The sequence below is a fragment of the Paenibacillus harenae genome, assembly GCF_030812415.1.
GTDB classification, from domain to species: domain Bacteria; phylum Bacillota; class Bacilli; order Paenibacillales; family Paenibacillaceae; genus Pristimantibacillus; species Pristimantibacillus harenae_A.
Genome location: NZ_JAUSST010000002.1, coordinates 994987 through 1010987, shown reverse-complemented (window position 1 = coordinate 1010987; position 16001 = coordinate 994987). Strand labels below are relative to the sequence as shown.

Sequence of the window (16001 nt, the reverse complement as noted above, 5' to 3'; positions counted from 1 at the left end):
CCTAACCTTTGGATACGCCTGCGCTCTCGAACGTCGCCATCTCCTGCATCAGCTTCAGCGCAGCGTCTATGAAATGAAAACTTAATACGGCGCCCGTGCCTTCGCCCAAACGCATCTCCAGCCGAATCATCGGAGTCAAACCAATAGCCTCGAGCAGCCCTTGATGCCCTTGCTCCTGGGATAGATGCGACGCGATCATATACGGCTTCGCCTGCTCCGCGATCCGCGAAGCTGCAAGTGCCGCCGCCGATGAGATGAAGCCGTCGATGGCGACAGGGCAGCCGTTAGCGGCCGCGCCGATAATCACGCCGACCAGACCGGCAATCTCCGCGCCGCCGACTTTGGCGAGCACATCGACCGGATCGGACGCATCCGGCTTGTTAAGAGCTATGGCGCGCTTCACGACATCGATCTTGCGCGCTCTCGCTTCGCCGTTAATGCCCGTTCCGCTACCAACGGACTGCTCGGGCGAGAGTCCCGTCAGCACGCTGGCAATAGCGGAGCTTGCCGTCGTATTGCCGATGCCCATCTCTCCCGTTGCGAAAACCCGTACGCCGGCCGCAACCTGCTCATCGACAAGCTCGATGCCAACGGCAATCGCTTGAAGCGCCTGCTCCCTCGACATTGCCGGCTGCTTCGCCATATTTGCCGTTCCGCGAACGACCTTGCGGCTAACGAGCCGCGGATGCTCCAGTTCGGCGTTGACGCCTACATCGACGCAGATCACATCCGCCCCGGCTTGGCGCGCGAGCACATTAACCGCCGCTCCGCCGCTCAGGAAGTTCAGAACCATCTGCGGCGTCACCTCTGGCGGAAACGCGCTAACGCCTTCCTCGCACACGCCATGATCGCCCGCCATGACAATAACGGTCTTGCGGGACATATCCGGCCATAGCTGCCCCGTAATACCCGCAAGCTGGCAAGCGATCGCTTCCAGCTTCCCAAGACTGCCGGGCGGCTTCGTCAAGCTGTCGGAGTGGCGCTGTGCGCGCTCCGCCGCTTCGTGATCGAATACTCGGATGCGGGCAACCGCTTGCTCCACCTTATACTGCCATTGATTATCCATGTCCTTGCTCCCCTTTATCCCCTTGTCGAGATCGTTATGACGATCCGCTTGGCTGCAGCATAATTTGCGGCATGCCCGTTACCGGATGCGGCACGATAGCCGTCGTCGTCTCGTACACCCGTTCGATCAATTCCGTTGTCAGCACATTCTGCGGCGTTCCGATAGCTGCGATCCTGCCTTCATGAAGCACGACGAGCTCATCGCAGTACAACGAGGCCAAGTTCAGGTCATGCAGCACCGCAATGACCGTTAACCCCCGCTCTCGCTGCCAAGACTTCACCGTATCAAGCAATTGCACCTGATACCCGATGTCCAAATAAGTCGTCGGCTCATCCAGCAAAATAATCGACGGCTCTTGAACCATGAGCTTCGCAAGCGCAACCCGCTGTCGTTCCCCGCCGCTGAGCTGATCCATCTTGCGCTCCTGAAGAACAGCCAGCCCCATGGCCTCAAGCGCTTCATCGATAATCGGCGCCGGATCCTGTTCTTCGCTGCCAAGCCAGCTTTGATAGGGAAATCGCCCCATGCCAACGACCTCACGCACGGTAAAACCGACCGGAGGCAAGCCGTTCTGCTGAAGCACAGCCATCTTGCGGGCTAACGCTTTGCGCGGTATCGATAGGATCGATTCTCCCGACAGCAGCACTTCGCCCTTCGCCGCCTTCTCGACGCCGGACAGCAGTTGGAGCAGCGTTGACTTGCCGACTCCGTTTGGCCCGATAATGCCATAAATCTTTCCCTTCAGGAACGAGCAGTCAAGCTCATGCAGCACCTTTCGGCCTTGAATCGTTTGTACAATCCCTTTTGCCTCCAAGATAGTTATAGCCGACCGCCTCCGTTCATCTTCCTGAGGTGGAGCAGATACGCAAAGAATGGGGCGCCAATCAGCGCCGTCACGACGCCAAGCGGAATCTCCCTCGGACTTAGCGCATTCCGAGCCAGCGTATCCGCCCAAAGCACGAAAATACCGCCCCCAATTGCCGCAAGCGGCGTAATAAGCCTATAATCCGGTCCAACGAGCAGACGGATCAAGTGAGGAACAACAAGACCGACGAAGCCGATTACCCCCGATACGGATACGGCCGCAGCCGTAAGCAGCGTCGATGCGATCAGCACGATGAGCTTCGTTCGCTCCACGCGAACGCCGGCATGGGCGGCATGGCGTTCGCCTAAAACGAATAAATTGAGCGATTGGCCATAGAAGAGCAGCACGGGGAAGCCGATGACAAGAAACGGAATAAGCATATACACATTGTCCCAGTTGCGCATCGCCAGCGAGCCCATAAGCCAGAACAAAATTTGGTTGACGACGCCTTGCGAGAGCGACACCATGAACGATACGAACGCGCCTAGAAAAGCTTGAAGAATGACGCCGGATAAAATAAGCGTTTCGATATGCATCGCGCCTTTGCTTCGCGACAGCCAGAACACGCCAAACAACGTGATGCTGCCCGTAAGGAATGCAACGAGAGGAATCGTCCACATGCCAAGCGCCATTTGCAGTCCGAACAAAATAATAAAAGCGGCGCCTACCGAGCTTCCCGAGGCGACGCCTAACGTATAAGGATCTGCCAGCGGATTGCGCAGCACCCCTTGGAAGCCAGTGCCGGCAAGCGCCAGACATGCGCCGACAAGGACGGCAAGCAGCACGCGCGACAGCCTCACCTGCGTTACGATCGCAACTTCGCCTATGCTATACAATTCGTCGCCCCCGTTCATCCAAGGGAGCTGGTGAATCAGAATCCCCCATACCTTGCCTACCGTGAGACCCGACGTACCGATAGATAAACTTACGATCATAGAAACGGCAAGAAGGAGCAAAGCTGCTCCTCCATAAATAATTCCTTTAGGTTTCATTGCTTATTTGACGAGATCCGGGTGAATCACCTTCGCAAGCTCAAGCAATCCGTCGGCGAGGCGTGGACCTACACGCACGAGCGGGTCCTCCGTCACGGCGAACATTTGCTTATTCTTCACTGCATCGATCGCGTCCCATCCTGGACGGCTCTCGATACCGGCGACAATCGGATTCGGCTCCTCCTTCCAAGCCGGGTATACGATCAGCTGCGGATTTTTGGCAACAACCTCTTCCGCGTTAACCTCGAACCAACCTGAACTTCCGCCAGCTACGTTTGTTCCGCCGGCGAGCGTAAGAAGCTCGTCGAGGAACGTGCCCGAGCCAACCGTCCAGCCGGGGGAGAACTCCAGATATACATTTTTCTTCTCCGCGTCTTTTACCGCTTCCGTTACCTGCTGCTTCGCTTGAATCATATGCTCGGCAACAGCGGCAGCTTCCGCTTGTCTATTCATAATTTTACCTAAAGTCTCGATTTTGGCAACTACCGCATCGTAAGTAAGAGGATCCGTCGCATAAACCGGGATGTTAAGCTCGCGAAGCTGCTTGATCGCATCGACGTTCATGGAAGAGGAAGCGATCACGAGATCGGGATTGAGCCCGGTAACGGCTTCGATATTCGTCGTCATATCCCCGACCTGCTGCTTAGCGACTGCCTCTTCCGGGTAGTTGCTGAAGCTGTCCACGCCAACGACCTGCTCGCCAGAACCGATCGCATAGATTGTTTCCGTCTCGCTGGGTGCCAATGAAACGACCTTCGTAGGCGCTTGAGCGAACGTTACTTCCGTTCCTGTATCGTCTTTAACGGTTAATGGATAGACCGTTGCCGATGCGCTTTCCCCATCGTTATCCGGCGCATTCGTTGGCGCTTCCGAGGCCGCATTCGTCGGTTGGTTCGTTGCTTGCCCCCCATTATTGCTGTTCGACCCGCAAGCGGTCATGATGACGAGCATCATGGCCAGCAGCAATCCCATCCAAGCTTTGTTCATCTTCTTCATTGATATAAACACTCCTATGCTCTCTATTTATCTAACAAAATGGCGGTTCCAGCATTAGCATTAGCATCAGCTGCGGCTGTCGGCCGAACACAAAAAAAGCATTTCCGACGTCAAGTCAGAAATGCTGCACAAATACCGCTTCCAAAGCGGCGATAAGCTATGTATCGTATGCAACACCTCCCTATTTTCCTCGTAGGATTCAGCGTTAATAAATAGGCAGGTCTCCTGACTTGGAATACATGCATTTCGGCGTCTTCCCGAGCGGTTAAACTCAGTGACATAAATGCCGAAGCACTGGCCTTGCGACGAGAGCTTGCGCTCTCCGGCCATTCCTTACAGTGGCGGGTCCGTGCCGGAATTGCACCGGCTTCCCTATTAAGTCTCGACGGCTTTCCAAGCAACGCTCGCGCTGCGCTGATTACCGTCTCGACACCTAGTTATTTTCTATGAAATTGTCAGATGTAACTATACACATCTTCCTACCATTTGTCTATCCCTACCCGCCAAAGTCAGACAATGGATAGATGACGCCCGCTGTTCTTTCATCCGCTTGCTCAGCATAGGTAACTACAGATGCGATTTTTTTGACTCATTCCGCTATGAAAAAAAGCTGCAGAAGGGTGCGCTAATGATGGAGTCTGCTGAAACCTTAGCTACAACGACAACCCGAACGCCGATTTATAAATGGTTGTTGGCATTGCTTGCCGCGGCCGTTATCGTTACCGCTGCATTCGCATGGCTGCAAACGACCGAAGCCGCGCCTCCTGCCGTAACCGCGCATTCATTCGGGGAAGGCTCGGTTACGTGGGAGATCGGCCGCTATCCGGCCAAAGTGCTTGAATTGAACGACTTTCGGCTAACGCTTAACACCTCTTCGGGAGCGCCGTTACAAAATGCTCATTTATCCATCGTATTAGATATGATCGGAATGAATTGCGGTAATTACAGCTTCGAATTAACCGAGACTGCTCCTGGCGTTTACGAGGGCGAAGGCATGCCGCTTATGGCGGGAACGTGGAAAGCGACGTTATCGCTGGAGACGGCGGAGGGTAGCTATACGATAGCAAGACGACTCACGGCTGTTCATTGATGGAGTTTACCAGAGCCAAGGCGAAATACTTGGTATGACGCCGTTTACGGCCAACCCCCGCATAATCGACAATAAACCTACGGCAATTGCCGTTATAACGCCTGCCTTGCGCATGAATCTGCGCCAGCGTCTGCCCGCGAAAGCAGCGATCGAGGCGGCCGCTGCCAGCGCCGGGAACGTCGAGAGACCGAAGATGGCCATAATGGCAGCTCCTTCAAAAGGCGCTCCACTGGCCGCCGCATTCATCTGCATCGCATAGGTTAAGCCGCATGGCAGGAAGCCGAACGCGATGCCTGTCGCGAGCAAATGCGTCGTTTCGCTGGCCGGCGACTGCCCCGATCTTCCTACCAGCCGCTTGTGCAACTGCGAGGACAGCTTGCTCATCAACGGCAGCTGGAATCGGCGCCAAAGCCATAACAAGACGAAACAGCCGCCAACGATCGAGGCAATGCCTTGGATGCCTGCCAGCTTGCCGGCTAGATCAACGAACGAGCCAACTGCTCCCATGACGGCGCCAAGCAACGTATAGGAGGTAATTCTGCCCGCGTTGTACAGCAGCATCGAACGGCGAGCAGATGCGGAAGATTGCAAAGATACCGATGAAACGATTCCTCCGCACATGCCGATGCAGTGCGGAGCGCTGAACAAGCCTGTCAGCACGATCAAGCCGATCAGATTCCACGTGAGCGTCATCGGCGTCTCCGTTCCTCGCGCTTGATCTGACCGCCCAGGCGCAGCGCGTTGCCGACGACCGACACCGAGCTCAGCGCCATCGCCGTACCGGCCATCCAAGGCTTCAGCATGCCGAGCGCCGCGAAAGGAATGATGACGACATTGTAGAGGAATGCAAAGGCGAGATTTTGCCGTACGTTGCGAAGCGTAAGCCTGCTAATCCGGATTGCCCCCGGAATAGCGAGCAATCGTGAATTAAGCAGCGACAGGTGACCGGCTGTCAGCGCTGCTTCCGTCCCGTTGCCCATCGCGATGCCGACATCGGAGGATGCGAGCGCCGGCGCGTCATTCCAGCCGTCTCCTGCCATCGCAACGCGCTTGCCCCGTTTCTTCAGCCGTTCGACGAGCGACTGCTTTGCTTCGGGCAGCATCGATGCGTGCACCTCGGTTATGCCTGCCGCTTTCGCCGCGGCGCGAGCGGGCGCTTCCCGGTCGCCCGTCGCCAGCAGGATCGATACGCCAAGCGATCTTAAGTCGCTTACGACCGAGCGGGCATCGGACTTCACCGAATCGATGAGCGCGATCATCGCTACGCATTCGTCATTGATGGCGATGAACAGCACCGTCTCTCCCGCCGCCTCCTTGCTCTTCGCGAACTTCTCACCCTCCTCGCTGACCAACCATCCCCGCTCTTTCGCGAAGCCCGCGTTGCCAACCCCGACCTGCTGCTTATTCACTACGGCGACTACGCCGCCGCCCGGCGTATAGACTTGGCTGTCGGGCATAGGAATGACAAGCCCCGTCTTCGCCGCTTCTTGCCTGATCGCGGCAGCTAGAGGATGCGACGATGCCGATTCGGCAGCTGCTGCAAGCCGAAGAGCAGAGGAGCGGCTGCCTTTAAGCGGTTGAAGCGCGCTCACTCTCGGCTTGCCTTCGGTCAAAGTGCCCGTTTTATCGAAGATGACGGTATCGATCAAAGCAAGCCGCTCCAGCGCCCCCGCTTCCTTCGCGACGATGCCTTGCTTCGCGAGGCGGCCGGACGCCAGGACAAGCGAGATCGGGGCAGCCAGCCCGAGCGCGCACGGACACGCAGCCAGCATGACGGCGATCGAGCTGACGAATGCCCGGCTCCAATTGCCTGGATCAAGCACAAGGATCCATAACAGGAAGGTTAGCGCGGCAAGAAGCAGCATAAGCGGCACGAACCAGCCCGCTGCAGCATCTACGTTTCGCTGGATCGACGACTTGGAACGCTGCGCCTGCCTGACCAGCTCGCCGATTCGGCTCAGCAGCGTATCGTGACCAGCCGCAACCGTCCATATGCGGAGCCGGACGCCGACATTGCGCGTGCCTGCCCAGATGTTGTCGCCTTCGCGCTTCGCGACTGGCGTGCTCTCGCCTGTCAATAACGCTTCATCGACGGATGATTCGCCGGAGATAACCGTCCCGTCGACCGGCACGAGTTCGCCCGGCTCTACAATGACCGTATCCCCCGCCCGTACGAACTCCGTGCGCAGCTTCGTTATTTGGCCAGCGCGTTCAACCATGGCAGTCTGACTTTGAAGCGTCACATAGCCGGCCGTATTCAGATTCGCCTTTAGCGAGGCGGAAGCCTCAATATATTTGCCAAGCAATACAGCCGTAATGACGACCGCTGACGTCTCGAAGTATAGCGCCGGCATCTCCGCCCCGAAGGTCGATGCGCCGAACAAATCGTGTTGGAACACGATGTAATGGCTGTACAAATAGGCGGCGGTCGTGCCTACCGCGACCAGCACGTCCATATTGGCGCTTTTCTGTCTCAGCGCATAATAAGCGCCGAAGTAGAAAGGCATGCCGATGACGAATTGAAGCACCGTCGCCAGCGCAAGCTGAAGCCATGGCAAAGTAAGCCACGACGGTATATAAGCCGCTAGCGGCACAAGGATGGGCAGATGGTGAATCATAGTGAGCAGCAGCGGCAGCGTTAGCAATAGGGACCCGATCAACCGAAGCCTTAGTATCGCATGCTCCTTGCGCAGCCCTGAATCGCCATGCTCGCTTAACGATGCCGTGAAGCCAAGCTGGCTAACGCGCTCAGCGATTTGTCCCGGACTTACCTGCTCCGGCGAGAACTGCACCCAAGCGGTACGCAGCGGGAAGCTGACTGCCGCTTCATGAACGCCCTCCATTTTGCCTACCGATTTCTCTATGCGCGCCGCGCACGCCGAGCAGCTCATCCCCTGCACGGCAAAATCGATCATCATACCGTTATCCGGCGAACTCATTCTCATTGAACCCGCCTCCTTCCATTCCGCATTAAACAACCGATGCCTGTACCCATCTGGGTTCATTTATATGTGGGACCGGCCAATTGCATGAATGGAATATGAGGCTACATGCTGGTTGGAGTAGGCATGCCAAGAATATGAAGCGCCTCGCCAAGCGTCTGCTTGTAGCGCTGCGTAAGCCATAAGCGCAGTTGGCGCTGGGCGGGAGCAGCCTTCAATATGGAACACGTCGCATAAAAATGGTTAAACAATGTCGTCAGCTCATACGTGTAATTGCAGACGATGTTCGGGGCAAGCTCCGACTCCGCTGCTTGCAGCGCCTCCGGCCAGTAGTATAGCTGCCTAAGAACGGCATGCTCCTGCTTCTCAAGCTGCTGCCCGAAATGTGCTTCTGCCGGATTTTGAATGCCAACATGCCCTGCTTTCTCCAAAATGCTGCAAGCTCGTGCATAGGCATATAACAAATAAACGCCCGTATTGCCCGATATTTCCGTTGCCTGCTCCAGGTCGAACACGATTTCTGTCTGCAGATGAAAGCGCAGCAAGTAGTAGCGAATGGAGGCTGCCGCTATAGTACGGCTCTTAATTCCCGCCTTTCTTGAACGCTTCGCGTCAATGATTGCCTCCATCCGGGTCAGCAGCTCCGATACTTTGATGCCGATTCCTTGACGGCCGGACATCGGATACGCATGTTTGCCATCTGAAATATCCACGCCAAGGCCAGCAGCCGTTGACGGACTTAACGACACGACTCCGTAGCTGACATGCCTTAACTGCTCCGCCTGACTTTTGTACCCCATCGCGACGAGCGCTTGCTTCACCATCTCCTGCGGGTAATGCTGCCTCTGATCGATGACGTTAATGACGGCATCCGCCTTACCGATCTTCTTCTTCGCGCCGCTTGCATGCGTAGACCATAGACGGTCGCCGAATTTGCGGTAACGGAAATCATTGTCGAGCAAGCCGAACTTCCATAGATGATAAGCGATATCTTTGGCCGTATAGGTCAAAATACCGTTCGAGCGGACAAGCACCTTATCCGCTTGATGGTCTCCCTGCTCGCGCTCCTCTGCTTCGCCAGCCTCCCCTTCTGAACGGGAAGCCGCATGTTGGGCGAGCACCCAGCAGCCGGCAAGCTTGCCATGCTGCTCCATGCGGAAGACATCGGTCTGCTTGAGCAGCTCGAAAGCGCGCTGCCAGAAGCCCCCGCTTACGATACTGCTCTCCCAGACGAGTACATCGTAATCGATGCCGAACTGCCTCATCTCCTCGACATGTTCACGCACGATTCGCTCTGCAATAAGCAGCCCCATCCAAGCGATATTATTGCCGCCCTCCTCCAGATAGGCGAGTACTCTCGCGCGCTCTTCCAGCAGTTCGGGCTTCTCCTTGTACGTTTGGTTCACCTTCGCATACGTCTCCCAGCAGTAGTCGCCGAACCTTGCATGCGTCTGGGCAGTCTCCGTATGCAACATGCCGACTACCGTATCGGCAAGCTGATTCCCGAGGTCGTCGATGTAGTTATGCACTTCTACCTTGTGTCCCGCTTGCTTGAGCAATCTTGCAAGCGTATCGCCTATACAGGAATTTCTTAAGTGTCCGATATGGGCAGACTTGTTCGGATTAATCGACGTATGTTCGATGAGCACCTTCTGGCGCATCTTAGCCCAAGGTGAAATGGTACCGGATGCGTCAAGCTTCGCCCACTGCTCCCAATTGACATAGAAATTGATGAAACCTGGAGGAGCAACGTCGATTTTCGCGAAAAGCTTGCTTACAACGCCGTCCCCTAGCAGTTTTTCCTTGACCTCCGAAGCTATCGCGAGCGGAGCGCGCTTTAGCTGCTTCGCCAATTGCATCGCGACATTGCTGCTAAACTCTCCGTTAGCCTCGTTTGCCGGATGCTCGACGACGACGTTGACTTGGCGAGCCGGCGTCAGCCCCGACTCTGACACGATTTGTTCCACGGCATCGGTCAATGCCCGTGTTAGTTGTTCTTTTATCATTTGCAACTCCTCCTTCATATTCTCTGACAAGCAGCATAACGCCAAACAAGCCCCCGTCTCTAATAAAAAAGAGACGAGAGCTTGTTGAATCCCGCGGTACCACTCTAAGTATTAAGCCTGTTGCCAGGCTCAATCACTCGATTTGATAACGGTCCTTGACCGGATTTGCCTACTTTGATTGCCGTCGTTACGATCGCTACGGCAAACACATCGGCAAACCATCTCCCGGGCCCGCTTCATCTTAGACGTCCGTACCGGTTTCCACTGTTCCGGCTCGCTGCGACTATCCGTCTAAAGATTACTGTTCCGTTCGCAAATGTTTTATTATGAATATTCTGAATATGGTTTAAAGGTATTTATACAATAAGGAGCGCAGGGCTGTCAAGAGGTTGCGGTCTATGGTGTTGTTGTCTATGGTGTTTTGCTCTATGTGGAACATTGCATTAACTTTTACCCGTTGGTGCCTCTTTTCTAACCTATGCTGGCTATCTGCATTAACTTTTAGCCGGAAGGCTTCCTTTCGGCCCCACTCTAGCAAAGTTGATGCGATAATCCACTGTAGCAGTCCGTACGGTTTTCTACAGGCCTTCTATCCTTCAGAAATCCAACATACAGTCAGGAGCAAATTAACCTAAATCAAAAAACTAGCGGCACTAGGCTATCGAGCCTTGCGCCGCCAGTTTTGCTGCATTCACACCATTTAATCGCCGGTTACAACTTCGCCTTCCCAAGCGAGCATGCCTCCCGAGACGTTGATGACCGTATGGCCTAGCGCGCCTAGATAGTCGCATGCTTTGCCGCTGCGTCCGCCGCTGCGGCAGATGATTACGATCTCCATCTCTTCTTGCGGGAACTCGTCCACGCGCTGCACGATTTCGGACAATGGAATGTTGCGTGCTTCCTTGATATGTCCGGCTTGCCATTCATCGACCTCGCGAACGTCAACCAAGTTAAGCGGCTCCCCGTTTTTAAGCTTTTGTTCCAATTCCTGGGTCGTCAGTTCTTGAACCATTTAGACATCTCCTTCAAGCTTTGCTGCTTTAATAGTCATTAATATGAATTGTATCGCGTGCGAACGCTCATGTCCATATGAACGAGAATGGCTGCTTAACGAGCCTTAACAATACATTCATCTTCGATTTTTGTTTTTGGCCGCGAGCAAACGATTGATCGTGCCATCTGCAGCCGGATCCTGCTCCGCGCGGCCGCTCCTATCTACAACTGCATGGCCTGTGGATGCGGATGAATGGCCTGCACTCGACGTTGCAGCTGGTTTGACCGGGTTCGCTGCGTTTTCCTTCTGTGCTTCATTTGTCTGATGTGCTGCGCTTCCCGTATCATTGCCGCCATAGAAGCGGCTTGCTTCCGACGCGCGCTTCCTTAACCTCGTTACGGCGCTCGCCGAGGCTGAAGCGTCCAACGCTTGACCGCTTCTTCGGCCGTTTCGTAGTTTAAATATTTTTCCGGCCCATTCGAGCAGACGTCCGTAAGGCAGTGACAGCCTTCGCAAAGCGATGTCTGCCAACCAAAGCAACAAAATGGCGAGCAGCAGCTTATTCGTTATATCAACCGTCCTGCGAGCTTCTAACGGCTCGAATTGGAATAACGCCTGCGGATTGTCCATAAGCAGCTTCCGTCCGCCGGTTGTGGCGGCAATCTGGGCCATCGTTTCCGCGCCGTCCGTATTCGATAACCGGTATTCGGGCGAATAAGGAATAACGAAGGCAGAGGTCGTACCGCCTTCAATCGCGTTCCCGACTGCCTGCCGCCCAATCTGGGTCAGGTAAACGCCAGGTTCTGTCGCCTGCAATGAGGTTTCGTATTCTCCCGGCCCGGTCGGCATTAATCGTCGAATGGTATAGCTGCCCGATTCGTCCTCGATTCCCGCCGACAGGGCACTACCGAACGATCCGGCACCGGCTTCCGAACGAACCTTCAACGTGGCTTGACCGCCGTCTTGCTCGGTCGTAATCGAGTAAGGATTGTTCACAAATTGCGGGAACGTCCATTTCACCCATTCGGTCAGCACGTTAGGAAAAGACGGCCACTGCACCCACTCGCGCGCCCACTTGCCCGTTACGTCTGTCGTCCAAGCAACGGAGCGGCCGGAGCCGTATTGCCAACGAGCAAGCAGCGGATCGCCATCCGGCGTCAGTAGAGCGACCTCAGCCGCTTCCTTCGCCGATGCGGCGATATAGGCGTTAACGGTTGGCACGCCGCCGCTCCATAGCTTGCTCCAATCGGAAGCTTGAGCGATGGCAGGCGTGAAGTTCTGCTCCACGATGTACGTGCGAGACATCATTACCGTCTCACGGCTGAATATCGCCGGAAGCGTGCTTTGATCTTTGGTGAAGTAGAAGCGCCCTTTGGCGGCCTTAGCCAGCCGTTCAAGCAAAACCTGATCCGCTCCGTCGCCTACCGCGACCGTGGACAGCGTCATTTGGTCATCGACAATGGCATCGGTTAATGCTTCATAACCGGGGTTCGTCGCCGACTGTCCGTCCGTAAGCAAAATCATATGCTTCCGCTGGGCATCCACTTCCAGAAGCCCCTCGTAGCCTGCTTTCAGCGCGTTGTAGATTTCCGTTCCGCCTTCGGATTGAATGCCTTGAATGCGTTCGATAATCGAATCGCGGTTCGACAGCTTCTCCGGCTCGACCACCCACCACGGGGCGGAATCGAAGGCGACGACGCCAACCGTATCCGCGTCGCGCATGAGCTCGATGGTCCTTATCGCCGCTTCCTTGGCCAGCTCCAGCTTGCCGTCCGACATACTTCCGGACCGGTCGATTACGAGCACGAGACCTAGGGACGGAATTTGCCGCTTGCCCTGCAAATCCATATAGACTGGCAGCGCCCGCTCGACTGGCGTCTTGAAATAGCCGCCTAAGCCGAAGCTGTCCTCGCCCCCGAGCATGACGAGTCCGACACCGTAATCGCTAACGGCTTTGCCCAGCCATTCCATCGGCTTCTCGGCAATTCGCGTTGCAGGCACATTGTTCAAAATAATGCTGTCATAGCTCGCATACTCAGCCAGCTCGACGGAGAGCTGCTCCGGCATGATCGTCGTATGCCCGATGAACGAAGCGGATAGCGCGGCCTCCACGTTAGCCGACGATTGCGGTTGTCCTTCCACAATCAATACATGCGGCGGTCCGGCAACCCGACTGAAGGCGTAAGCGGTATTGTTAGCCGCTTGTTCGTCGCCTGCAGCGTACAATTCGGCTCTGAAGCGGTGATAGCCGGGCTCTACCGCAATGCTGTTCAGTACGAAACGATTGTCGCCTTTCTCCAACTGTACCTGCGTAACCGATATTTCTTCATTATCCGCAAACAACCGCAGCTCTGCTTGCTGCGATGCCGCGCTCGCAATCGCAATTTCGAAAGGGAATGTTTCCCCTTGCTTTAGCATCGCGGGCACGTCCAGCGATTCGATAGCGGCATCGCTCTTAGGCTCCGTTTGCATCTCGACGACATCGACGGCAATACCCGCATTGGCAAGCAGCCTCGCTTGACGCCGCGCGTCGCCTGCATTTTCCGCACCGTCCGAGAGCAGCACAACCCGTCCTCCGCCTTCTTTCTGAAGCATGGCGGCAGCTAACTGCAAACCTCCGGACAAATCGGTGAATCGGTCATTCACCGTCGTTCGGAAGGCAAAGCTTGCGCTTTCTTCCGTAAGCTCGTTCGATATCGACCGTTCAACGGCCGCATTCAAGCCCGTAGATACGACGCCAGCCGTATCGCCGTCATGTCTTGCAGCCCAACCTTTCGCGATCCATTCGCCGATCTGCTTATCGGCCTGCATACTGGCAGAGCGGTCGGCAACGATTACGACGCTGCGCTGCCTTTCAATGACGAACGGCTGTACTTGCGCAACGATGGCAATGAGTAAAAGTGTAATGATGCCTCTTAAGGTAATCGCTGCAATCTTTCGGCCGCCCTTCAAACGAATCGTGGTACGTATGATCCAGGCCATATAGAACAGCCAAGGCAGCAGCAGCGTTAGTGCCCAAGGCGCTTCAACTTGAATGCCCACGCCGGTACACCTCCCATTCGGCTGCCATCAAGAGCAGCAATAGTGCCGCAGCCCAAACGGCTAATGATAGCGACTGCTCATTCGGCTCGCGCGCGATTTCAGCTTCCGAATCGGCAGCAGGACTCGATTGAACCAGCCGGAGCGCACCGAAAGCATCCGCCGGCCGCGCAAGCTCGGCTGAATCTGCATGAACAGCAAGCATACGCCTGCCGAGCACCTCTCCTTTGCCGTTAATTTCAACTAGCCGATATAGCCCCGGTGCGGAAGGGGCGGCATAAACGCCGTTGGCGTTCAAATCAAGCGCCATCGTTTGTGCTGCACCTGCCTGTAATTGCACCGAGAAGTTGTCTATATGCTCTACGGCTTCCCAATAAGCTTCCGATGTTTCGGAATGAAGTGACAATTCCAATAGCTGATCTGCCGCGGCTGCGCCCAACTCGAGCTGCGACCCTCCGCTCATCCACTCTGCCGCTTGTACGATTAAAACAGGGAACTCGGATCTGAGCGGCAAATCGGAATCCTGAAGATTGAAGGTGAAGCGCAGCTTTGGCTTGCCGCCCTCTTCTCCGGCATAGATCGCCGGAATGCCGCTATACGTCAGAATCGGCTTCCCCCAACCGAGCTCCTCCGCCGGCGGCTTCGCAAGTCTGCTAATATGCGTATCAGAGAATGTGATATAGGAGGTTACGGGGTGCTCCTGTACGATCGTTTGAACGTTCGAAGGCACCTCGCTCCGTGCTTCGTCCTCTTGCGGATGGTCGATCAACCATAGCGGTTTTTCCTCCAACAGCTTCGCCCAGATCAGGTCGTTATACAGACGTTGATCGTTGCCGTCCAGCACAATCCAATCCGTCTTCTCCGCCATCTCGCCGGTTGGCGCAGCGCTATCCGGGCTTACTTTGACGGTCCGTATGCCAGCCAGTTGCAACGCTTTCTCCAGAAACAGATTGCCTTCCGTTACGAGCAGCGCCTGCTTGGCCCGCGGAGTTTCGGGAAATTGATAGGCGCTATTATCCGCATGTATCGCGTCCGCAGCAGGTCGAAGCTCCGCTTTGTAATAAGAGGCTGCAGGCAGACCCGTCAGTTGAACGCTCTCCCATTCCCCGGCAGCTATATCGATTGACGACTGAGCGGCAATCGATAATTCGCCTTGTTCGTTCCGGGCCGATAGGTCTAGCTGAACTTTCCGTGCAGCCGAACTGTCGTTTTTAACCGTTACGACTGCCGTATTGCTCCCATTGCCGCCGGCATCGGCCTTAATGCCGAAATAAAGGATCGCTTGATTGTTGCTCCGCTTAGAGCTGCCAACAATCGTCAACGATGCGGTGCTATGCAACTGCATCGCATTCGCCTCCGCCAAATCCGGCCATAAACCGTCAGTGAAGACAACAAGCTCGCCATCCGGCTCATTCAGCAGCAGGGAATCCGCAAGCGATAAGGCAGCCGTATTGTCCGACTTTCCGTAGGCAGGCGTTATCTGCTGCAGCTTTTCGTTCAATGCGGCACGATCTATCGTGCGCGACAGAACCACTTCCGGCTGTTGGCCGGTCGCGATTAACGTAATCGGCCTGTTGCCGGGTTGGCGGGATAGCCACTGCTCCGCTTCGGACACGGCAAGTTCCAGCTTCGTCGATCTCCCACTTCCATCGTCGGACGAGCGAGCCGTCATGCTTGCCGAACGATCGATAACGATTACGGCATGTCCGCTAGCCGCAGCAGTCCTCATGATGACCGGCTGCATAAGCGCCAGCGTGAGAAGCAGCGCTGCCGCCAATTGCAACAGAAGCAGCAGCCTGCTGCGGAGCTTCTGCCAAGGCCTGTTCGCTTCCTGCTCGTTCAGCGCCCTTCGCCACAGCATATGACTTGCGATTTCCTGCTCCATATACGTTCTCTTCAAAATATACATAGCGGCAATCAGCGGCATTGCGATCGCAAACCATGCCGACGAAAGCGACAAAAACTGCATGCTGTTCCTCCTTTCCACAACGGTTAGACAAGCGTATGCCTA

The 16001-nt window shown here is 55.6% G+C and carries 11 protein-coding genes, 1 riboswitch and 1 other annotated feature; of the genes, 1 reads left to right on the top strand and 10 read right to left on the bottom strand.

Translation table 11 applies throughout. From position 1 onward, the window contains the following. Window position 1: 1 nt before the first annotated feature. Genes cobT through J2T14_RS09500 form a run of 4 tightly spaced genes read right to left on the bottom strand, consistent with a single transcriptional unit; the run spans window position 2 to window position 3919 of the window. On the bottom strand, window positions 2-1066 hold the full coding sequence (gene cobT, locus J2T14_RS09515; protein ID WP_307470172.1) for a nicotinate-nucleotide--dimethylbenzimidazole phosphoribosyltransferase: 1065 nt from the start codon (window positions 1064-1066) through the stop codon (window positions 2-4). Between the two features lie 34 nt (window positions 1067-1100). Continuing rightward, entirely contained in the window at window positions 1101-1883 is a 783-nt protein-coding gene (locus J2T14_RS09510) for an ABC transporter ATP-binding protein (RefSeq protein WP_373458134.1), read from the bottom strand. Between the two features lie 2 nt (window positions 1884-1885). Further along, window positions 1886-2923: a FecCD family ABC transporter permease gene (locus tag J2T14_RS09505; RefSeq protein ID WP_307470165.1), complete on the bottom strand. Its 1038-nt coding sequence runs from the start codon at window positions 2921-2923 to the stop codon at window positions 1886-1888. A 3-nt stretch (window positions 2924-2926) separates the two neighbouring features. After that, the gene (locus tag J2T14_RS09500) at window positions 2927-3919 is read right to left on the bottom strand and encodes an ABC transporter substrate-binding protein (protein WP_307470163.1); all 993 of its coding nucleotides are present in this window, start codon (window positions 3917-3919) and stop codon (window positions 2927-2929) included. A 208-nt stretch (window positions 3920-4127) separates the two neighbouring features. Next, window positions 4128-4360: riboswitch (cobalamin riboswitch) on the bottom strand. Window positions 4361-4547: 187 nt separating this feature from the next. Here J2T14_RS09500 and J2T14_RS09495 point away from each other — a divergent pair. Further along, a complete protein-coding gene (locus J2T14_RS09495) occupies window positions 4548-5009 on the top strand; it encodes a FixH family protein (RefSeq protein WP_307470160.1) in 462 nt (153 codons plus the stop codon). A 6-nt stretch (window positions 5010-5015) separates the two neighbouring features. Here J2T14_RS09495 and J2T14_RS09490 read toward each other — a convergent pair whose 3' ends face one another. From J2T14_RS09490 to J2T14_RS09465, 6 genes are all read right to left on the bottom strand, one after another. Next, complete coding sequence (locus tag J2T14_RS09490; protein WP_307470156.1) at window positions 5016-5702, bottom strand: sulfite exporter TauE/SafE family protein; 687 nt, start codon at window positions 5700-5702, stop codon at window positions 5016-5018. Next, window positions 5699-7954, bottom strand: a complete 2256-nt coding sequence (locus J2T14_RS09485; protein ID WP_307470153.1) for a heavy metal translocating P-type ATPase — start codon at window positions 7952-7954, stop codon at window positions 5699-5701. The genes J2T14_RS09490 and J2T14_RS09485 overlap by 4 nt, the downstream gene beginning before the upstream one ends. Window positions 7955-8055: 101 nt before the next feature. Next, window positions 8056-9957, bottom strand: a complete 1902-nt coding sequence (locus tag J2T14_RS09480) for an arginine--tRNA ligase (protein WP_307470149.1) — start codon at window positions 9955-9957, stop codon at window positions 8056-8058. A 66-nt stretch (window positions 9958-10023) separates the two neighbouring features. Next, window positions 10024-10280: a binding site (T-box leader), on the bottom strand. 377 nt (window positions 10281-10657) lie between these two features. After that, window positions 10658-10969, bottom strand: coding sequence for a rhodanese-like domain-containing protein (locus tag J2T14_RS09475; protein ID WP_307210322.1), 312 nt, complete (start codon window positions 10967-10969; stop codon window positions 10658-10660). Between the two features lie 117 nt (window positions 10970-11086). Further along, entirely contained in the window at window positions 11087-13993 is a 2907-nt protein-coding gene (locus tag J2T14_RS09470; protein ID WP_307470146.1) for a VWA domain-containing protein, read from the bottom strand. Next, on the bottom strand, window positions 13977-15959 hold the full coding sequence (locus J2T14_RS09465; RefSeq protein WP_307470143.1) for a vWA domain-containing protein: 1983 nt from the start codon (window positions 15957-15959) through the stop codon (window positions 13977-13979). The genes J2T14_RS09470 and J2T14_RS09465 overlap by 17 nt, the downstream gene beginning before the upstream one ends. Window positions 15960-16001 lie beyond the last annotated feature (42 nt).